This is a genomic window from Wandonia sp. (genome assembly GCF_984588085.1).
Genome location: NZ_CFIGVI010000046.1, coordinates 1 through 22,141 on the forward strand (window position 1 = coordinate 1; position 22,141 = coordinate 22,141).

Here is a 22,141-nt window from a genome sequence, read left to right on the forward strand (position 1 = left end):
AGCTTGGTGCTGCCGGAATCGTTCCGTTAGCAGAGGCAGTAGAGCCTACTTGTGTGGGAACAGGTCCTGAACCCGGAACTATTGTCAACCTCATCTGAGGTCGTGAATTCGAAAAGTGATCATGGTAATTCGGCATTGTACACCCTACTTCAACAGGACGTTCATCACCATGATCCATATATTCATAAGAAGTTGTACGATACCCGGCATTATAAACCCTGACAGCTCCCCCTTCAGTATATCCTGAATTATCAAAACAAATATCAACCAACAAATTATCACATCCATTCCAACCAAACGGAGTGGAAAAAGTAATCGTTCGCCAACCACCAGAGGAAAAATTACCAGTAGGCTCAGAACTGTTATAATATACGGTTGTAAGTCCAACATCATCCATTCCTGCAGGAGTGGCAACAGTCGTATTTTTCATTTTCACAGAAAACCCCTGCATAGTTCTACCCGGAGTACCTGTCACATAAAGCGCCAATGAAGTAATATTTCCTGTAATTCCTCCAGCATTAATAATATCTGCTCTTCTAATCACGTATTGTGCCCGTGAATCAGTAAAATCCGTATTAATAGCAGCCAATCCTGACTGAGAACTGGTTGAAGTACCTGATCCTAAGGTTATCGTAACTTGCGAAAATCCTTTAAGAGGAAATAATAAAATGGTTAGGAAAAACAAACCCAATGCAACAATGCGTTTGGATTTTAAGGTGATAAAAAGTTTCATATTTAAGTAATATGTAGATTGAATAATTGTCAAAATTAAAACAATTTACCCCTACTAACCAAATCTTTAAGTATTTGTACTTAATTCGATATCAAGTATCTTACCAATAAAACCAAGAGGTTTTGGCGGTATAGAGGAATATAGCTGTTGAATATTTAACACATTACCGAATAAACACCTTTTTATTAACGATCTGTTACGCCATTATAATGTTCCAAATCTCTAATATGCATGTAGTTAGATCGCAAGCCTTCATCTTCAGGAAACAAGTCAATACCTACCCCAAGTATGTAGAGAGCAGAATCAATTTTATTATTCAGGTAATAGCCTCTGGCCAGCAACTCGTAATTCCCCTCTTTCTTTTCATAAGAGAGTAACTCACGTGCCGTATTGAGGTATTGTTGACTATCTCCACTTCTATCATAAGCATCTAACGCAGCGTAATAAGCAGGCAGGAATGTCGAATCTAGCTCCAGCACCTTTTCAAATGAAAAAGAGGCCTCTTTCCATTCTCCCAAATAGGTAGCAACTCTCCCCCTGTCGTACCAGGCATTAAAAAAATAAGGCCAGACTTCCGTAGCCCGGACAAAGTGATGGTATGCCTCTCGTTGCAATGCCAAACGATTTGCAGGAAGCAATCGTGTATTGTCTAATGATTCCTTCATCAGGTTAGTAGCAAGCAAATTATGAGCCTGTGCAGAATGATCCAAATGTATGATATCATGACGCATTAATGTCACTGCATCTTTCCAATCTGCGTTTCTTACGATTGTTCTACCTGTAAACACAATAAGAATTCCCATCAGAAGGAATCCTGAAACACCCGGTTTTTTCATGTTCATCTCCGGGTTAGACCATCTAAAAACAGCGATAATAAACAAAGAAAAACCTGCAGAAGCAACAAAAACCAAACGTTCTCCAACCATTCCTGCTACCAATTCAATCCAGTTACTAAACAAAAGAATACAACCTAAATACCAAACTATGCCTATAGTGATCAATGGACGCTTATTTAACATCAGAAACGCCAGTATTACTAATCCTAAATGGATAATAATACTTAGCCAAACTGTTATAGAGGATACGTTTTCTGTTTTGACTTTTGCATATCCATAATAAAAAGACAGTTCTGCCGGAAATCCCATTAACTGAATGTAGTTACCTAAGACTGAAAAACCAGTAGCGATCTTTTCTTCGGAGGAATGTGGCGCAACCAGTGTATTTTCAACATATTCCAATTGTCTTCCTTCTCTTATTTCAGAATCTGATTGATGTATGGTACTATTTTTCACCCATTCTGCTACAGGTTGTATTGAATCTGCACTACTTTTGTGCTTATAGAGTTCTTTTTCTCCCAACAAAAGGATGATAAATGCTACTATAGGAACATATCTAATCCATTGCTTTAGCACCTGTTTTTCTTTTATAAACAAAGCACCAACTGAAAGTAAAACCAAAGAATTCATCAGAAATCCAAACCCATCTTCTGCCCATACCTTGTGCCAAAAAAGTATTCTTAAAACAATCAATAATATAACAACAGAAAAGGCTACCCATGTTTTGAAAAAGTAAAATAGACTCAAATAAAGCAGTACAACAAAAACAATAATCATTTTTCCTAAGCTCATTTCTCCTCCAATAAAAGTACTATAGAAGTAAACAGCCCCGGAAACACAGACGAGTATTACAAACAGTAAATCTAACTTCTTGTTTTTATGATGAACATAAAATGAATAAATCAATGCTATCAGAAAAGAATAAGCGCTAAAATCAGTATAAAACCAAAAAGCTCCGATTATGCCTGTTTGAATTATTATCTGCAAAACACCTATTCTAGCATTCAAAAACACAATGGACAAAGCAATCAGTATTCCTGCAAGTACAATCCTGAAATCCGAATTAAATATACCTATCAGAACTACCCCCCATGAGATAACGGAAAGGACAATAGTATTTTGAATAACATCTCTAAAACTCAACTCTAATCGTTTCCAGTAATAAACTCCAAAGATTGCCAATAAAGGAACTACAATTGCCACTACAAATCTCTCCCATTGCATTTCTGCTGCAATAAGTGCTCCCGGAATAATCAACCCCAAAGACATAAATATCACTTTCCTCACTGATAAGTTTCGCAACAAAAGTGAAGCAATGGGAAAGACAACCACCAATGGGTATATACTCTTTTTAGCCAGCATTCCAATTCCAAAAAACAGAATAGCCAACAACAGCCAACCCATTCCTTTATCCTTCTCAGCATATTTTAGAATAAGTAAAGCAGACATAACCGCGAAGAGAAAAGCCAATAATTCATCTCTGTTTTTTATACTAGCCACTACTTCCACATGAACCGGATGTATCAGGAATAAAAGTGCAGCTAAAAAAGCCCACTTCAATTGATCTTTTTCAAACCAACGCGCCAACACTTTAAACAGAGTAAGAACTCCTGCCAAATAAAGAATAAGATTTATCAAATGACTGACTTCTGCCTTCTCGCCGAAAAAAGCATGTTCAATGGCAAACGAAAGATGTACAATAGGCCGATACCCATACGCATACCCCATTTCGTCACTGTAATAACTTGAAGAAAAAATTTCTCCAATAGCTTTTACCCCCTGTGAAGTCAATGGATGATTCCTCGTGACCAATTCATCGTCCATATTATACCCATTCATGAGTGTATTGGCAAACACTATACACCCAACGATAATCAGTATGTATTTGTATTTACGTATTGTCCAAAATTCAGGCTTTATTCCGATCTGCTTTTTTCCTGTCATTCTCTTTTACTTTCCTGTTTACGCTGATTCATCTTCTCTACCCAATGATATAACTTTTCAATTCCTTCACGTAATGAAATTCCGGGACTCCAATTCAAGTCCCGAGTTATAAAACGATTATCAGAGGTTCTCCCACGCACCCCTTCTGGCCCTTTTTCGTGCATGAATACTACCTCTTTTTTTGCAGTTTCTGCAATAATACCAGCTAATTGATTAATCGAAATAATCTCTTCTGAACCAATGTTATACGGACCTAAAAAGGACGATCTTATCAACTTACTAATAGCATCCAGACAATCATCTATATAAAGGAAGGTCCGGGTTTGTTCACCATCCCCCCAAATTGCCACGATATCTCCATTGTCAGCCTGAACAATTTTCCTACACAATGCTGCGGGAGCCTTTTCTTTTCCTCCCTCCCAGACACCCAGTTCTCCATATACATTATGCAACCGACCGATTTTCACATTTAATCCATAATTTTTATTAAAATTTATGTACAAACGTTCGCTGAATAGCTTTTCCCATCCATATTCACTGTCAGGCAGAGCAGGGTAAGCGGTATCTTCACCACATTTCGGATTCAAAGGATCCTGTTGATTATACTCGGGGTATATACATGCTGACGAAGCATAAAACAGTGCTCTTACCTGTTTTTCTACTGAAATTTTTGCCACATTTAAGTTAATCGCAGCAGAATTGTACATGATATCAGCATCATGATCTCCGGTAAAAACATATCCCGCCCCGCCCATATCAGCAGCCAGTTGGTATACCTCATCAACATTGTCCGGGATAACTCTCGATACAAAATCATATTCTCTAAGATCACCTATAACAAATTCATCCGCCTCTGAATCACAGAAATCAGGTCTTTTCAGATCAGCACCAACAACATAGCACCCCTCTCTTTTTAATCTTCGCACCAAATGTGTCCCAATAAATCCACCTGCACCAAGCACAACCGTTTTCTTCATGTTTTAAGTAGTTTACATTCAGGTTAATCTCAATCAAAAGTCCTTGCTAATTTCCATTTCAAAAAATACAAAAATGTGTTCAGTGAACGCAAAGACCATTTCTCATCCCGATGAATAAAATCCGGTTTGTATTTCCTTAATTTTCCAACATACTCCTTATAAAACAAATGCATTGGATGCTCCAACTGTTTAAATTCCCTCATACTCAATGCTGCAAAATGAATACAGATTACTGTATGAGAATCAACCTCTCCTTTTTGTCGTAATCTATGCTCAAAATTCCAACCTGCCAGATTCCAGCCTGTGTCCTTCAAAACAGCTACCCGATCAAAAAGTATTGGTATCAAATCCAAATATTTCTGGTCATCAAACAATCCTCTCCAGAATGCTTTTTTGATATTATACAAACACGCATCCGTCCACCACTCCAGTATATTAACTGCTTTAACAGAAGCAGCAACAAATCCGGCATTGTACAATCCCACCCTGAAATTTGCCTCCAACCAATTCTGATCCCGGGAAGGATCTGCTTTATAAAAATGAGGCGTCAAAATAAAATCATTTTCAGCCAGTAGACTCTCTAATTGTTCTATTGGTGAATTAAAAAACAAAATATCATTATCACAATACACTACTTTATCGTTTTCCACCAATAAAGCTTTCATAAACACAGGCTTTAGCCCCCAACGCAATTTATCAGTTTGTCTCTTGTATTTCGTTATCATTTCCTGAGCCTTTCTGTCATTACTTAACCATTCTAATGAGTAAACTCTTGTTGATTCAGGTAAGACAGATTCGTCCGGAATTCCTCCATCTACTAACAGTACGTGAATTTTAGCTCCATATCTCACAAGACTCTCTGCCAGAGCATACGTTTTAAACAAATGAGATCTCGTTGAAATTGTACAAAAATTCATCATCTACAACTCTTCTTGTTTCGTTCAGCATTTGCAATTAACTGACGCCAAAATTCCCAGTTATTGTCCTCAAAGTGATGATAGACATGCACTAATTCAGGTCGAATATGCAAATCTTTATCGATTCTGAGCACTTGATCATCGATCCATTTCAGATAAGGATTGTAGTAATCGGCTATGAGATTCCACTTTCTATCAAGTGTTGGATGTCCTTCCAGTCCAAATTTCCATACAGTGGCAATTAGCGTTCCCTGGTCTCTTGTCTTCCAGTAGGGGTCTGAAAAAGCTTCTATTGTATGGGTATGCCAAAACTCCAAAAAGGAGTGTGAGTCATCGCTAAACAAAAAAACGCCTCCGTTCCAATGTTGCCAGTTTCCAATCTTCCTACCAATTTCAAATTTAATAGAAATTGCTTCTCCCAAGTGGTCACATTCGTCTTTCCAAATATCCTCTTTACTGCTATTTAACCATTTACCCGATAAACGGTTATACTTCAATCCTGTCTCTTTCTCAATGCTTTGTATGTCTACTTCATACATGACGGTCTCACCGGATTGATTTTGCCAGGTTCTGGTTTTTCTATCAAAAGAAAATGAATCGTTTAGTTTAAACCTGGGATAACTTAAGATATATCTGGCCGCAGTTCTTACCTTCTTTAATTTCGACTGTTTAAGCTCATCAAAAACCAACTGCAATTCCTTCGCTTCTTTCTGAATACGTGTATCCTTTATCTGCCTGTTTTTATCATACTTATTTAAGGCTCCGTCAAATAACGCTCTATCTTTTTCCCAATCTTCCTTACACCCACAATTCAGTGCATAAGGACTAAATTTTTTAACCCGACAATGATCCGGAGCAAAGGTAATCGGTGGAACATACTCATCAAAAATCAGGTTTACCCCATCTGAAAAAGCAATAATATCAGTATCCAGATAGCAATACATATTCCCTTTCGGAACGAACCTGTAAATTCCCGTCTTCAAATATATACTTGCCTGGTGATGATCTAATTCTTCCGGAGTTTTTACATCTATTACAGATTCATGAGATACCGGAGTCTCATTTCTGGATGAGTCTGTAAGTACCCATATCTCCTGTTTTGAAAAGCACTTAAGATAATCGATCGAAAAATGAAGTGTATCAATATGCTCTTTGGCTCCACAAACAACGAAAATGAAAACCTTTTTCATAGTAGTGATGTAGTTCTGTAAAACTAGGAATTGCAACTTGAAATAGCAAGATTATTCTTCATATCGAAACGCTCTAAACCAATCGGTCATCTCTCTAATCCCATATTCTATTGAACATTTAGGGCTAAATCCAATATACTCATACAGAGAGGAATTGTCACAATGTGTTGATGACAATTCATTTTCCGGAAGTTGATCTGAAACAAAATGAAGTTTCCTGTCCAGATTTCGGGCAATTGTTTCTGCATACTCCTTTACCGAAACCGGTTTCCCGTATCCAATATTGAAAACCCGATGTGCTCCCTTTCTTTCCTTTTCTATTTTCTGCATCAGTAATCTGATTGCCAGTACAATATCACTGACATGCGTGAAATCACGGTAAACATTTCCCTTATTGTACAATTTAACCGGCCTGCCTTTATCAATTGCATCCATAAATTTATACGCCGCCATATCCGGCCTAGTCCAGGAGCCATAAACAGTAAAAAAACGCAAACCAATGGCTATCATACCAAATTGTCTGCAATAGTTTTCTACCATTACCTCTGTCATGCGTTTACTCGTTCCGTAAAAAGACAACTGCTCATTGTATCCCTCTGACTCTTTCATAATGACCTGCCCCGGACTATATACCGAAGAGCTACTCGCATATATCAGGTAATTCACCCCCCATTTTCTACATTGCTCCAGCACATTAAATGTTCCCTCAACATTTTGGCGAAAATACAGTTCAGGATTCTGTAACGAACCTGGAATCCCTGTTTCGGCTGCAAGATGAACCACAACATCAGGTGTTTCTTCCAAATCACTTATAAAATCGTTGTGAATAGACGCTTGTATTACTCCCGGAAAAACAGCAGCTCTCTTTTTTGAAGCAGGCTTATCACCGTTCAGGGAATCTATTCCCAAAACAGTATACTTATCTGCCAGTTCATTTCGAAGATGTGTTCCTATAAATCCGGCTGCACCTGTGATTACTACTTTTTTCTTCATTTTTCTTTGGCTAAAATGGTTTTTATAAGGTCTACCCTGTTATATCTGACTCCAAGAAAAAGGTAGAAGGCACTAATCGGATATAACTCTTCTAAAATTTTACGTTGCTCTTTTCCGGTCTCTTTCAGCAAGGCACTGCTCTCTTGAATGAATCTGTTTTCCAGATTCACTCTTTCTTCTTCTGACAACTCCTTATCATACCGTAAAAATTTGCGAAATTGCTTCACCAGAAGCTCTGTTGTTATTGCTTCACCCTTATAGTTTGATATATCTGCCAAAAAGTCTCTGTACTTCAATTCTCCTCTGTCAAAAAACAATCCGGCTTCGCCAAACAAAACAGGTGAGTTATCATTCCTTTTAGTTCCTGATAAGCTTAGAAGAAGATCTGACTGAAGATGAATTTCATTTTTCTCCTTCAGAAAATCCAGTTTGGGATTAATCAGATAATTAATTACACTGACTTTCTCAACATTGATCACATTTATGTTTTCTATATACTCCTCCGGGGAGAATTTATAATCACGATCACTAATCTGTTCTTTTCGATTGTTCAGTACAATATCCAGCATCCCCGAAGCGCTGTAAGGGACAAGAGGTACTTTTAATCTCCCTCTTGATCCGGGAGTCAATTCTATCCTGACTGAAACACTACCATTTCTTTCATTATAGATAAAAGAGAGTGCACTTTTTCCGGGTAAAATAAACTCAGTAGAAGATGTTTTGTTTATTAAATGCCAATCCGTAACATCATGATTATTCTCAATCGTAACATACGGTTGATAGAAATGATCGGAAAACGGATTCTTTTTAATCAGCAACGGATTACTATTTACCTCATCACACAGATCTGAGAGAATTTTGGGAAACCCCGAGTTTATAATCTCTTCCACAGATAAAATTGCACCCGTGGAATCACAATAGTAGATTCTTCCGTCGGGATCATACATCGACCATTTTCCATTTACAAAAACTTCGGGGACAACGTGACCTTCCAGCCCAATAATTCTGGAAGAGTATCCCTGTAAACGCCACACTTCTGCAAGTACAGATGCCCTGTCATCACAAAAACCTCCTCCTATTGAATTCAAGAATAATAGGGTCTGATGCTGCCAATTCAAGGAAGAATATGGTTGACTATGAAAAGTTCTTTCACTTACAAACTGCCAAGCCGCCAGTTCTTTTTCTAGGTTAATCTCGGTAGATTGTATGTCGATATACTGTGTAATTTTTTCATTCGTCAACGGAAACATTTTATTGATATCCAAAGAAAATGTAGCCGAGGAATCCGAATTGTTTTCAATCAAAATTGTATTAACAGAATCAGAAAAAGTAATCGTTTCTTCCAGTAAGAACTTTTTTACCCGACCTTCTCTTACTCCTCCTGAACATGCCAAAAATAATGGCACCAAGCCTACAATCACTAGTATGTAACTAAGTAACTTTAGTCTCATAACCTATTGTGTGTTTTTGCTCTTTACTTTTAAAGAATTCCCAAGCAGGTCATTTAGAATCACTTCTAATTCTTCCGATCCTTTGTTATGACATATTTCATATAGTCGATCCGGAGATATTTCACTAATGATTCCAACCACGTATTTTCTATTCTCTTCTGATTGTTTCCCTACTAATTCCCTTATCATATTCAGAATAACACTAAATTTTTTTTCATCAGATAACGTTCTTTGCTCGAGAAAAGAACAGATCCATTCTTCAACATCGCTATATTCTTTTCCCTTTTCACATAGGTTGGCCTCTTTCCAGTTGTAGATATCCTGAATTAGATTTTGAAACTTTTTCCTGTTCTCAATAGCCACATAAGTTTCTCCTGGAATTTCTTCATTTGAATAACTATCCAGTATCTGCTCTAACTCCTTTGGAGTTGCATGGATTAATGACAATGACAACGGTTTATCAACATAACAGAAGTTGATATATACTCCCTGACCTACTGCAAATCGAACTGTATCAGGAATCGTTTGCCAATTTGTCTTTAAAGGACATATCGGAATATTGAGCATTGTCCCCTTTCTTGTTGCATACTTCTTAAACCACTCAAAATTCTGTAAAACAGTATCAAGTTTTGCATTATTACGGATTCCTTCGTAAACCTCCTGATTTATTGAGTCAATTGAAATATTCAATCTGAAACGTCCCTTTTCCAGCATCTCCTTTACCCTATTATTCAAAACCGTACCATTCGTCACAACACTTATCAGAATATTAGGGTTTAATCGCTGCATCTTTTCCCAAATCGCAAAATAACTTGGAATCAAAAAGGGTTCTCCCCCTACAAAAACAGCTTCTTTCAAATGAGGAATAAACTCATCTAATTCATTTAGAAACTGATCATCATATTTAGACAAATAAGGAGGTAAATTATTATTCTTTCGAATTGTGGAAGATAGTGTTGAATTACACATCTCACAAGCAAGGTTACAGGTGTTTTCAAGACAAAACTCCATTACTTGTGGCCAAGCTCCCGGAGCAGAAACCGAATATGCATCGTAATCTCTAGCTTTTACTGATGATCGTTCTCCCGTTTTTATCTGATTTAAACAAATACTGCAATCATATTCTAAGTCACCTTTTTCCATTCGACTTCGCAAACTACTAAATGCAGTTCCTCGCCAGATTTCCTTTATAGATTTTCCTGCTATACTTACAGTTGTTTTTTTACTATAACAACAAACAGCAACTGTCCCGTCAAGATTGAAACTCATGGAACTCCAGGGAGCAAGACAGAAAGGTAACTTCGTGTTATCTTTTAACTCCGTATTTTTACTCCCACCCAATAATAACTTTATCTTTTCTGTGATACGATTCGTCTTCATATCTCATATCTATGTCGCAAACCTAAATTCGAAGGAATCAAAAATGACCAGTTTCTCGTTTACAGATCACACATCCATTTTTGGAACCATTTTTCCATCACGAGTATTTTCCACAACTTCCAATTATAGGATTCCTCCAGTAGTTCGTCAATGTAGCTTTGATTGATTAACTTATATTCCACTAATTTACTGTTTTTTAATTGATTTCTATACCAGGACAAATTCATATAATAAACATCTGGTCCTACAAACCCTTGCTTTTTCCTCAGTAAAATCTCATCCGGAAGATCCTCCTGTATATTTTTATACAAAAGATACTTTGTCTGTTCCTTTTTGAAATACACACTCTCGTCCAGACTAAAGACATACTCAAACAGTGTATGATCCAGAAAAGGCACTCTTACTTCCAAAGAATTAGCCATACTTGCACGGTCTATCTTCGTCAGAACTAATTCCCCCATAAAACATTTCATGTCCATGTACTGTATACCTTTTATCGGAGTCAACTCTTTCCTGAAATTCTTCCGGTAAAACCAATGAACATCCTCAGGAATAAACCGATGCAAATCAGGGTGCAGCATTTTCTCCAGTTCTTCGTTATCAAACCATCCCATGGCCATGGCCTGTGCATAAAATGCAACCGAATCTCCGGGAAATAGCTTTTGCTTCAATTTTCCCCAAAACGAATCCGGGTATTCTCTGCTATAAAACTCATGCTGCCAGGTATATCCTCCAAAAATTTCATCTGCCCCCTCTCCACTAACAACTGCTTTCACATCAGTGCGGGCCAATTTACTGACCATAAAAGTCGGAATAATAGAAATATCTGCTATCGGTTCGTCATATACAGAAGGCATGATATCTATTAACCCCAGACTGCTTTCATCAGCTACCACTGATTTATTACTAACTTTTAAATGATCAGCTACAACCTTTGCAAACTGATCCTCACTTTTCTCCCAGTTTGAAAACCCAATTGAGAAGGTATCCGGGGGATTACCAGACTTACATAAGTAGGAAACCAAAGCACTGCTATCATAACCACCACTTAGGAATGCTCCAACAGGCACATCTGCTCTAGCATGTTCCTCCAATGAATTTTTGAGAACATCCCCCGTCTTGCGTATTGCTAATGCTTCATCTTCTCTCTCACATGATGCTCTCAAGTCCCAGTATTCTGATAAATCCGTCCGCCATGTTTTCAAATCTACCGTCATACAATGAGCCGGAGGAAGTTTTTTTACTCCTTTCCAAATCGTTTTCGGAGAGGGGATGTAGCGATACACAAAATAATCTGCGAATGCAGAATAGTCTATTTCCCGCTTTATTTTTCCAGAGGCAAGGATAGCTTTTAACTCTGATGCAAAAATCAACTTCTCATTATCCAAAGAAAAATACAATGGCTTGATCCCAAATCGATCACGCACAAGAAAGAGTTGCTGTTTATCTTCATCCAATAGCCCGAAAGCAAACATTCCTTTCAGTTTACTTATAACACCAATACCCCATTTACGGTAGCCTGCAAGAATAACTTCAGTATCAGAATTAGTTGAGAAGGTATATTCAGATCTTAACTCATCCCTCAGCTCTTTATAGTTATAAACCTCTCCATTAAAAGTTATTGCCAGAGTCTCTGAAAAGTCTTGCATGGGTTGTTTTCCATTTTCTGACAAATCCAAAAAAGAGAGTCGTCTATGCCCCAATGTAACTTTTCCATCCTTCGAAATAAAAGTACCTCCCCCATCGGGTCCACGATGCAGTAACGTGTCTGTCATTCGTTGAATGACATCCGGTTCAGCTCCCGCATTTACATCAATATATCCTGTTATTCCACACATCAGTTACTCCACAATTTCTTTCTGTAAAACCATAGTCTTCTTATTTGTGCAATGGTATATTGACGAAACATTTTTTTTCGGTTCAGAAGATTTTCTTTCGACTCCAAAAGAATTTCGTATTCATTTACAATTGCTGTATATATTGCGTATTTGTAATCCTGATAAAACTCATCTTTCAGGAGTCCATTAAGAAATAGTATATGGGATCTGTGAAACTGTTCATTATCCCTTTTGGAAATTCCTTTTTGATGATTATGATACACACTCATTGGTTCGTTCATAAAATAGAACCGGGATCTCTTTATTCCATAGCACGTAAGCTTCCAAAGCAGTGAATAATTATCAACCAGAGCCCGGGTATCAACAAGGCTCAGTGCTGATTTCCGCAACAAAGCCGACGAAGAAGGAAGAATTACTTGTCTGGAGATTACATCTTCAGGAAAGAGAACCGATTGATACCTGTATGATTGCGAATAATACCGTTTCTTTTCAAATAGTAGCTCCTGCGCATTATCGATATGCACAATTTCTGCATCATGAAATACACCATTAAAATCAGGATGAGTATCCAAAAAGTTTATTTGTTTTTGCAATTTTTGCAGATCACTCCAAAAATCATCCCCATCCAAAATAGCAATATACTCTCCCTTAATTTCAGACAAGCAATTCAAGATATTGATCCGAACACCTTTGTTTTTATCCCCATTCAATACCGTAAATACTTCGGGATATCTTTGGCTATATTCTTTAACGATATTGATCGTATTATCGACCGATCCATCATCCGCAACCAAAACCTGAACAGAAGCATCAAGATCCTGTTCTAACACACTATTTAATGCTTTTGCAATATAGCTTTCATGATTATATGTCAAAATAACTACGGTAACTTTTACCTGCATAATTCAGACAGCTATAATTTGACGAATTTCATCAGGAATAGTATGTGCTATTCCTCCTTTATTCAATTGTCTGTTTCCCAAAAAGGAATTGCGACCATGCAAGACTCTTCTATCTTGAAAAAAAACGCCCTCCCCCGGTTCTAGCTTTACTTCGGTAAGCTCTCCGCTTTTCTCAATATAATGGTCAAGGAAATTTTTAAAATCTTCAATCAGAACCTGATTATTTACATCTCCTTTTGCCCGAAAGTAATTCCAGTTAATTTTCCATCCTAAATGATCCTTTTGCAGAATATAATCATCGTTGTGTGCTACCGGATTTTCTCGCCTTCCAAAATGAATTTTATGATTTTGCAATTGATCGAACAACTTTGGATCTGCTTCTTTCAAAATCTGAACAATTGTGTCTACATCTATGAAAGTTGTTGCACCACCAAACTTCGCTTGCGAAACACAATAAAAAAAAGCTGCATAAATTTCGAATGAGAAATATCCATAATCGGTATGTAAGGGCTGGGACTTATTACTACTTTTATAACTATCCCCGGACTTTTCTGCATCATATTTGATCTCCGTCCATTTGTTTATCGCTATGCTACCTGTGACCGGATCTTCTTCATATATAAGAGTGATACCACATTCATTCGCTAATTTCCTAAAGTAGGTATCGGTATTCTCAACCGAGTGTTTTTGTACATGGACAACCTTATTCTTTTTAAAAACCTCCGAAAAATTCGTCTGGTCAGCCTGAAACTGAGAAAAAAACTTCATAGTGTCTTATATGATTTTAGTATTGTCCGGGACATCTTTATCAATTATTTTCCCTATTCCAATCCGCACTTTACTTCCTATTTTAACTCCCGGTAGAATTATTGAATTACAGCCAATATATGAGTAGTCTCCTATTTCAGCATTACCTAAAACTCTGGCCCCCGGCCCAAAAGACACATATTTTCCAATAATAGCATCATGACCGATAATTGTTCCACAATTAAAGAATGTTCCTTCGCCGACTCTTACACAACTACTTATAACGACATCCGGTTGTATAATACACCCGGCAGCAATTTCAGTGAATTCACTTACATGCTCCTGTAAAGACATGAGTGTTGTTAATACTCCTCCCCATTGTTTAAATTTATTGTTCATTCGTTCCCGTATCAATGGGTTTGCTATAGCAGCATTAAATCGATTATCGTTTTCTTTGAAACATTGTTTAACCGATTGTTCGTCATGTAAAATTTTATATCTGCCAACAAACAGGTCTTCCGATGATTTATCATTGTAAAAATAAAAATTCAAGTGGCGATAATCCCGCGCTAAACTACCAACGATATCCTTTGCTAATCCTCCTGTTCCTATTATTAGCATATTTATTTAATTTTATTTACGACCGAATGAACGTAATCACTTTTTGCGATACCTGAAATCTTCTTTTTATTTAAAACATGGTAAAAAAATGGTAAAGGCTTGTAGTAGTCTATAATCAGAACTGTTCTATTCGACTGACTATCATTTATTAACTCATGCTCAAATGTATCATCAAATATAAAAATTTCTTTCTCTTTTAGTTGAATTTTTTTGTCTTCTACGCGTAAAACACATCCCTCAGGATCAGAAATATCAACCCCTATCTGAACTCTCAAAACACCTGAATTGTTACCTGTATGCGCCGGTATATGTTTACCTGCTTCGGTTGTCGAAAACATAGCTAGTGTTACTCTATGTTTATGCTTCCTTATCAGTTCGGCTGTCCTTGGGAAATGGATTAGTTCTTTTTCATTGAAATGAGAATATCCAAATAAGAATAATGACTTCCACTTTTTATCTTCATTCAGAGACCTTTGTTCTTTAGATAAGTCATCGATTGGTAGGCCATACGATTGAAATTTTTTAACATACTGTTTCCACTCCGACTGTATTTCATCAATATGTACTTCGAATTCTTTACACCATTCCTGAACAGGATGATCATACGGTCTTCTTAAACCCTTAATTTTTCTAGTCAAAAGATTCTCCAATACAGCTAGCATTCTATACTACTTATTAATTCTCAATTGAGAAGTGAGTTCATAATACATTACGTCCGGGAATTGTCCAAAGACAGTCATTCAATTTGTCGATTTTAACATAACCTTTTTGAACTAGTTCATCGTTCCACTTTTGAACGTTGGTTATTTTCATTTTTTAACTGATTAGTAGCGTACGATTTATTTCTTTTAAAGATACAACAAAACACATATAAGATCACAATATATTTATTCTACTGATTAACAGAAGATAGACCTCATACAGAAACTATATAGTCACACATCTCCTGTTATCCTATTTTCCATTCAAAAAATGTTCTTATGCGCCCCTTTTCCCCAAGCTTTATAACCTCCTTATAAACCGGGTTTAACCGAATAGTAAAATACGAAATGTTATTTACCTCTTCTACAATACCTCCCTCATTAAAGTAAATGATATCAATAAAGAAGGTTCCCCGGTTGAAATAATGAGGAGGAACCATCATCACATATTTCCGGCTACCTGCATAATCAATTTCAGCTACCCCTTCTTTTGTTAACGAAGGGCTGGTACTGAAGATCGTACTTCCTAAATTGTCTTTTAACCGAAGAGCAATATTATTATCTGTTTTATCTTCTTTATAGACATTATTTATTTCTATAAACAATGCCTCACTATTTAAAAAAGTACTTTGATTCTCTCCGTTAGTATCTTTCACCTCTACAGATAACCTCTCCACAAAATAAGGAAGGGTAACATCTTTACTTATTAAGCTTAAACGGAAACGCTCAATCGTATCTTTCATAACCAGTCTTCCCTCATGAATTGTGTAGACCATACTACACAATGTCGCTATCTCAGAAAAATTGTGTGATATTAAAACAACTGTTTTCCCTCTGTTAATCAATGAATTTATTTTAGGAAAGCTTTTTTTCCTAAAGTCTTCGTCTCCCACACTTAATACCTCATCAAACAAATAAACGTCAAAATTCAAATGAGCCATAATACTAAAGGCTAAGCGCAGATACATTCCATTGGAATAGTTTTTCACCGGCTCTTCGATAAACTTCTCTATTCCGCTAAAAGATACTATTTCATCGTACTGTTCTTGTATCTCCCGTTTCGAAAACCCTAAAATTTGTCCATTTAAAAACACATTTTCTCTACCACTTAACTCCTGATGAAAACCAGCTCCGATATCCAGAACACTTGCAACTCTACCCCTTATTCTGGCTTCTCCTGAAGTAGGTTGAGTCACTCCTGCTAAAACTTTCAATAACGTACTTTTACCACTACCATTTTCTCCTACTATTCCTACACTTTCTCCTTCTCTGATTTCAAAAGATATATTTTTCAATGCCCAATGTTCCGTGATCATCTCGCCTTCTTCATTGACATGAGGTTGACGAAGAGGATATACTTTAGAGAGATTTTCAACAACTATAGTAGAACCAGGTTCCATTCAATTACACAATTTGATGATTTTTAGAGTCTTTCCTTTCTCTAAGATAAATACTTACAGACTCTAAGCAAAAATATAACAGTACAATAAAAGAAAACAATAATGCTAGTAGGTAACCTAACGGATATTCTCCTCCTAAGTTTCCTATGTTTGAATACATCAGAATTATATAAAATAAATATAACCCGGAAACAAAACCAACAACAAATACTGGTCTAGATAAGAACTTTGTTTTTCCCGTAAAAAACCGAACTAATCTTGCAATTGACCTTGATTTTTCCCAATTTATTATAAAAACACAGAATAATAAAGGGTAAAACACAAATGAAATATTAAAAATCAGAAAAACCAAAAAATGAAAAAGCCCAAGTAAAAATAAGCTTATAGAAAAAACCCTTTTGTTAAAAAGAAAACAAAAGGGTAGTATTTCAATCACAACCACTGCATAGTCTATCATCTCCCATAAAAATGTCGACTTCAAATTTAAAGCAAATGAAGAAAGAAGTGATTGGCGTTCAGTGAAATAGTAATTACGAATCAAATATCCAAAAGCTGCCTGAAAATCTGTGTTCAGCCATCCTCCATATAGCTTTGAAACTCCGCTGGTAAAGTAAGAAAATGAAATAATCAATGCGTAAAGAGGAAGTATATTTTTTTGGGGAGCCGGATACTTATTCTTTTTCTCTCTGTCAAGAAAGTAATCAACTGAAAATCTTTTTCCCCATCCGGAAAAAGAAAAAAGCAATAAAGTAAAAGGTATAAAATGGGAATGATTAATTTTTCCAAATGCAAACTCAAACGAAAACACAAGAATAAAGCCCAATCCCAGTAACACTGACACCCAAAATGTCTTATATCCTACCAATACAAGTATCATCAATAGAGGCAGTAAAAAATTCATGACATAAAAAAAAGTTTCCCCTGGAAAATCATTAAAAAAACTTGCTATACTCGGAGGTGGAGAGTAAAAATAGTCTGGAAAAGAGGCGATCCAATCAAACCTTGGAAAGCCTGTAAAGGAATAAAGAAAAACAGCGAAAAATATTCGAAACAGAGCTAAATGCTCCAGAGATATTGGAAATGAATCCATCCATATATTGAACTTTTGACGCATATTATCCTTTTATAACGTGTAATAGAGTTCTTTTTTCCTCTGTTTCTACAACTTTCTGTTTAATAAACTTGTATACTCTGGTAACCTCATACACCTCAATACGAGATATACTCTGACTTAAAGACATCTTCTCTGCAACCCATTTTTTAAATTGCAAATGATTAAAATCCTTTTCACCTTTCAAAAGTGATTGAGAGATAACACTATTCCGCATTGAATTAGGCAATTCATCCAAAAGCTCAACCATATCAACCCGAAACACACTTCCTCCTTCAGAAAAAACACATAACTCTGCACGATTAAAAGACAAGTTATCCTGATCCATTTTTCCATATGAAAAAGAGGGCATCATTACTGCAGGATAAAATTCAGTATATACCAAACAATAACCGAACTGTAGGATCAACACTAATAAAAACAAGCCATATAATTTTTCACGACTGTTTATTTTAATTCGTTCAAGAATGTACTTGTAATTAATAGCCACTAAACATAGTGTGGCCATTCCTAATAAATAATAGACTAAAGTATTTATAAAAAAATATACTAGGGTTCCCAAATTAGGATACCAGATCTCCATACTACTCAGATCAGCTGTTATAATCCAATCCGGTGTGCACAAAAAAAACAGTAGAATTCCCCCCAATAGAAAAAACGATAAAATTGTAACAATTTTCTTCATGATAATCCTTCTCGATTCAGAGGTAATACTCAAAATTACACATCATAAGTAGTCGTTTGATTTACTTTCTATCCGATTGAAAAAATACATACCTATCAGCAGGCAAAACAGTATTATCAAAAAATTCACAACCCAAATCCAGTTAAACTGTCCGAAATCCAATAAAAAATATCGCCATAACTCTACAACATTCGCCATTGGATTAAAGTCAAGAACGAACTTATAACGTTCAGGTAACAGATCGCTCCCAAAGAAAACAGGAGAAAACCAAATACCAAAATACATAAGGAACGGAACAAGGTGCAAAACATCCCGTTTCTTTGTCGCCAGAACAGATATCCAGAAAACAAGGCAAAGCCCGCATACAGTATTGTATAATAATACAAATGGAAGAAAGACGATTTTCCAGGAAAGAGACTGTCCAAAATAGATCAATAAAAAAACCAAAAGAAGCAGACTAACTCCCAATTCAACAAGTGCTGTCAGTGTTTTGGACAATGGAATAATGCTTTTCGGAAAATAGATCTTTTTTATCAGGTGTGCTGACTCCTGTATACCAAAAGCCCCTGAGTTTACAATGTATGAAAAATAGTTCCACCCCAGTAAACCACTGAGTACATATACCGGATAATCAATCCCATCTGTTTTCCAGTTTAACAAAAAGCCGAAAAAAAAGGTGTAAATAAACAATGCCGTTAAAGGTTGTAAAACTGTCCACCCCAACCCTATGAATGTTTGGGCATATTTTACTTTCAAGTCTCTTTGTGCAAATACCAGAATCAGACTCCTGTATTTCCATATCTGCCGGAAGAAGAACCCAAATGTTTCCGTTTTGGACGAATAAACCGCAACTTCTTTATCTTCCATTATAAAATTGTTTTATTTCATCCCCCACTTCTACAACATCTTGTTCAGTCATTCCTGTATGCAAAGGCAATCGCAGTAAACACCCTGAAACGTGATCGGTAACAGGAAGGGTTCCAGAGGGAAATTTCTTTCCCATTTTAGAGTTATGTAACGGAATGTAATGAAACATTGCCTCGATTCCCTTCTCCGAAAGATGGTGACGTAGAGCTTCTCGTTCCTCTTCGGATCGTGCAAGCAGATAAAACAAATGTATATTCTCCGTTAGTTTATGCTCCGGTAAAATTAAATCAGCATAACTACTTAACGTATTAAAGTAAATCCGGCTTAATTCTTTTCTTTTATTCAGGATATGTGTTCGGTTCAACAGATTATCATACAAAGCTACTGCATTGAGTTCATTCATTTGGTATTTGGACCCTGTATCTACCCACTCATAATAGGGAACTTTTTGCGTCTCAAATCGCGTCCTGTTTGTCCCAATATGATAAATTGCATCCAGTCTATCCATAAAATTTGGAGTGTTTACGAGTAACACTCCGCCCTGAATAGCTGAAATCTGTTTAGTTATGTCAAAACTTATTACGCCCATGTCACCTATTGTTCCCAGCGGCTGTCCTTTGTATGAATTACCAAAGCCCATTGCTGCATCCTCAATCATAATAAGCTGATGCGCATCACACAATTGCCGTATCGCGTCAAGATTAGTCGAATGTCCTCCATAGTGTGTTACAACTACAGCTCTGGTTTTCTCTGATATTTTTTTTTCAATTTCAGCAATCTCCAAATTGAAATCACTCATGGAAATATCAGCAAACACCGGAATCGCACCATGAGAGACAAAAGCATTCGCGGTCGAGACAAAAGTAAAAGACGGCATTATGATTTCATCCCCGGGCCGGATATCCATTGCTTTCGCAATCATTTCCAACCCACCGGTAGCAGAATGTGTTAATAAACGATATGTATTTCGTCCAAAAACCAAAGCCAGCTCTTCCTGACACAAGGCTGAATATTTTTTATTCCTGAAAAATTCGTAATCAGAAAATAGATCAGCCATATACTGATTATACTTGTCAGACTGAAACACGCTATTAAACCGAATCTTCATTTCAACTAAAACTCATTCTCTTAAAGGGCTTCCGAAACAACATAAGTAGTAGTTTGTTCTATCCTATACATACCTAATTACCAGCACAAAATAGAAAAACTTATTCAATAAAACTCAGCAGTTTTAGTTTTTCTTATCTCCATCTACTTCTGCTCTTTCCTTTGAAAGGGCTATCCATTGCCCACTGCAAAAAGAACTCAAATCCTCCTCTTGAACGAGAGATTGCTGTCAGATTACTTGTGTTTACATCATATGAAAATCCTACAGATAAGCCCGACCAGGAAAACATTGCCTTCGTAATTAGTGCATCTTTATTTCTATAGAATAATCCCAGTGACACGGAAACATCAGAATTAGAGTTATAACGGGAACTTCCTTCAAATACATATTTACCGTAAGTTCCGAAAATAATTTCCTGTGATTTCCCCTGAACAGCATAATACACGCCCGGTTCCAGTGCAAAATTTGATTTCCCTACCTGAAAAACAGCATTGGCAAAAGCTGTAAATCGTATGGCTAGTTTCTCACTTCCCACATTAATAAATGAATAATTCGGACGATTCAAATGATATGCACCCGCTCCCACATTAATTCTGTTTTGTATTAATGACCGACGACTTCTTCTCTTACTTTTCTCGTACGAGTACAACAAACCTGCCCCCATATCAAAGTGAAAAAGATTCATCTTTTCAAAATTCTCCTGATTGCTTAAAGATGAGTTAAACCCTGTACCATCAAATTGCGCGCTCCACGTTCCCATATCTTTTAAAGAACGTTGGCCAAATCCGACATACAATCCCCCTCCCAGTTTATGGCTTTCTTCCAGAATAACATGGTAAGCAGCATTCAAACTGGTGCTGGTTGTACTCATTCTCTCGTTCCCGGCCTGATCATTAAAAAAATTAATTCCCATGGCAAGATATCCTTTTCTTCCCTCATTAAATCTTGAATCTACTGAAAATCCGAATGTACTATAGGGTCTTGCCACGCTGTTCCACTGTGAACGGTAATTAACAACGGCACGAAGACCGTGATTAGCCCCCACCAATGCCGGATTCAGATTCAATGGTGAATAACTCACGTTCGAAAAGTGAATATCCTGCCCTTTACTTTGTAAAAACGACATGATCGCTATACATATTATTAGTCCTCTCTTCATCACTCGTTTTTTATCTGTTATCTAAGTAGGTTGATATTCCCCGACATTTCTATTTCTTTTCCACTTTCGGTAGTAGCATAAACCCGGTAAACAAATGAGGCAGTATTCAACGGTTTTCCTTTAAACGTACCATCCCAACAATCATTTACACTATCCGACTCATATACTAACTGTCCCCATCTGTTAAATATCTGTATGGAGTAAGAAAGAATACAATCCTTTTCCCCATGGACACAGAACCCATCATTATTTCCATCGGAATTTGGTGAGAACATAGTCGGTATGAATAACTCTCCACAACTGGACTCAACATAAATAGTCAAAGATGCTTCCTGTTCGCATCCTTCCGGTGAGATTACCGTTACGGTATAGGTTGTTGTTTCCGAAGGTGTTGCTACCGGACTGGCACAATTCGTACAACTTAACCCGGCAGCCGGAGTCCAGTTATACGACAGATCTGTTGAAGAAGGGTCTACATCAGCCTGTAAAAGAACACTTTCTCCTTCTTTGATCATATCAGTTTCTGATGATACAACCAGAGAGAAATTTCCATCACTTTCAACAACTGACTCAGCATATGC

20 protein-coding genes are annotated in these 22,141 nt (G+C 36.8%); all 20 read right to left on the reverse strand.

What is annotated here, in order from left to right; translation table 11 throughout:
* On the reverse strand, window positions 1-733 hold a 733-nt coding region (locus AC4PL9_RS13065; RefSeq protein ID WP_491605190.1), incomplete at its 3' end, for a hypothetical protein.
* Between the two features lie 185 nt (window positions 734-918).
* Window positions 919-3,513: a glycosyltransferase family 39 protein gene (locus AC4PL9_RS13070; RefSeq protein WP_491605191.1), complete on the reverse strand. Its 2,595-nt coding sequence runs from the start codon at window positions 3,511-3,513 to the stop codon at window positions 919-921.
* The gene (locus tag AC4PL9_RS13075) at window positions 3,510-4,490 is read right to left on the reverse strand and encodes an NAD-dependent epimerase/dehydratase family protein (RefSeq protein ID WP_491605192.1); all 981 of its coding nucleotides are present in this window, start codon (window positions 4,488-4,490) and stop codon (window positions 3,510-3,512) included. Before AC4PL9_RS13075 ends, AC4PL9_RS13070 begins: the two co-directional genes overlap by 4 nt.
* A 29-nt stretch (window positions 4,491-4,519) precedes the next feature.
* Complete coding sequence (locus tag AC4PL9_RS13080) at window positions 4,520-5,410, reverse strand: hypothetical protein (RefSeq protein ID WP_491605193.1); 891 nt, start codon at window positions 5,408-5,410, stop codon at window positions 4,520-4,522.
* On the reverse strand, window positions 5,407-6,597 hold the full coding sequence (locus AC4PL9_RS13085; RefSeq protein WP_491605194.1) for a hypothetical protein: 1,191 nt from the start codon (window positions 6,595-6,597) through the stop codon (window positions 5,407-5,409). The genes AC4PL9_RS13080 and AC4PL9_RS13085 overlap by 4 nt, the downstream gene beginning before the upstream one ends.
* 51 nt (window positions 6,598-6,648) lie before the next feature.
* On the reverse strand, window positions 6,649-7,590 hold the full coding sequence (locus AC4PL9_RS13090) for an NAD-dependent epimerase/dehydratase family protein (RefSeq protein WP_491605195.1): 942 nt from the start codon (window positions 7,588-7,590) through the stop codon (window positions 6,649-6,651).
* Window positions 7,587-9,041 carry a hypothetical protein gene (locus AC4PL9_RS13095; protein ID WP_491605196.1) on the reverse strand — a complete coding sequence of 485 codons (1,455 nt, stop codon included), beginning with the start codon at window positions 9,039-9,041 and terminating at the stop codon, window positions 7,587-7,589. Before AC4PL9_RS13095 ends, AC4PL9_RS13090 begins: the two co-directional genes overlap by 4 nt.
* Before the next feature lie 3 nt (window positions 9,042-9,044).
* Complete coding sequence (locus AC4PL9_RS13100) at window positions 9,045-10,421, reverse strand: radical SAM protein (RefSeq protein ID WP_491605197.1); 1,377 nt, start codon at window positions 10,419-10,421, stop codon at window positions 9,045-9,047.
* 59 nt (window positions 10,422-10,480) lie between these two features.
* Complete coding sequence (gene asnB / locus AC4PL9_RS13105) at window positions 10,481-12,259, reverse strand: asparagine synthase (glutamine-hydrolyzing) (protein ID WP_491605198.1); 1,779 nt, start codon at window positions 12,257-12,259, stop codon at window positions 10,481-10,483.
* Window positions 12,259-13,161, reverse strand: a complete 903-nt coding sequence (locus AC4PL9_RS13110) for a glycosyltransferase family 2 protein (protein ID WP_491605199.1) — start codon at window positions 13,159-13,161, stop codon at window positions 12,259-12,261. The genes asnB and AC4PL9_RS13110 overlap by 1 nt, the downstream gene beginning before the upstream one ends.
* A gap of 3 nt (window positions 13,162-13,164) precedes the next feature.
* Entirely contained in the window at window positions 13,165-13,929 is a 765-nt protein-coding gene (locus tag AC4PL9_RS13115) for a TauD/TfdA family dioxygenase (RefSeq protein ID WP_491605200.1), read from the reverse strand.
* A 6-nt stretch (window positions 13,930-13,935) separates the two neighbouring features.
* Window positions 13,936-14,529, reverse strand: coding sequence for an acetyltransferase (locus AC4PL9_RS13120; RefSeq protein WP_491605201.1), 594 nt, complete (start codon window positions 14,527-14,529; stop codon window positions 13,936-13,938).
* Between the two features lie 2 nt (window positions 14,530-14,531).
* Window positions 14,532-15,191 carry an aspartyl/asparaginyl beta-hydroxylase domain-containing protein gene (locus AC4PL9_RS13125; RefSeq protein WP_491605202.1) on the reverse strand — a complete coding sequence of 220 codons (660 nt, stop codon included), beginning with the start codon at window positions 15,189-15,191 and terminating at the stop codon, window positions 14,532-14,534.
* Between the two features lie 287 nt (window positions 15,192-15,478).
* Window positions 15,479-16,630 (reverse strand): ABC transporter ATP-binding protein, encoded by a 1,152-nt coding sequence (locus AC4PL9_RS13130; RefSeq protein ID WP_491605203.1) that lies wholly within the window; start codon window positions 16,628-16,630, stop codon window positions 15,479-15,481.
* 4 nt (window positions 16,631-16,634) lie between these two features.
* Window positions 16,635-17,720: a hypothetical protein gene (locus AC4PL9_RS13135; RefSeq protein WP_491605204.1), complete on the reverse strand. Its 1,086-nt coding sequence runs from the start codon at window positions 17,718-17,720 to the stop codon at window positions 16,635-16,637.
* 25 nt (window positions 17,721-17,745) lie between these two features.
* Window positions 17,746-18,426, reverse strand: a complete 681-nt coding sequence (locus AC4PL9_RS13140) for a hypothetical protein (protein WP_491605205.1) — start codon at window positions 18,424-18,426, stop codon at window positions 17,746-17,748.
* A gap of 42 nt (window positions 18,427-18,468) precedes the next feature.
* Window positions 18,469-19,293 carry an ABC transporter permease gene (locus AC4PL9_RS13145; protein ID WP_491605206.1) on the reverse strand — a complete coding sequence of 275 codons (825 nt, stop codon included), beginning with the start codon at window positions 19,291-19,293 and terminating at the stop codon, window positions 18,469-18,471.
* Entirely contained in the window at window positions 19,283-20,350 is a 1,068-nt protein-coding gene (locus tag AC4PL9_RS13150) for an aminotransferase class I/II-fold pyridoxal phosphate-dependent enzyme (RefSeq protein WP_491605207.1), read from the reverse strand. Before AC4PL9_RS13150 ends, AC4PL9_RS13145 begins: the two co-directional genes overlap by 11 nt.
* 184 nt (window positions 20,351-20,534) lie before the next feature.
* The gene (locus AC4PL9_RS13155) at window positions 20,535-21,560 is read right to left on the reverse strand and encodes a PorP/SprF family type IX secretion system membrane protein (protein WP_491605208.1); all 1,026 of its coding nucleotides are present in this window, start codon (window positions 21,558-21,560) and stop codon (window positions 20,535-20,537) included.
* 17 nt (window positions 21,561-21,577) lie between these two features.
* Window positions 21,578-22,141, reverse strand: a 564-nt coding sequence (locus AC4PL9_RS13160; protein ID WP_491605209.1) for a T9SS type B sorting domain-containing protein, incomplete at its 5' end; no start/stop codon positions are given.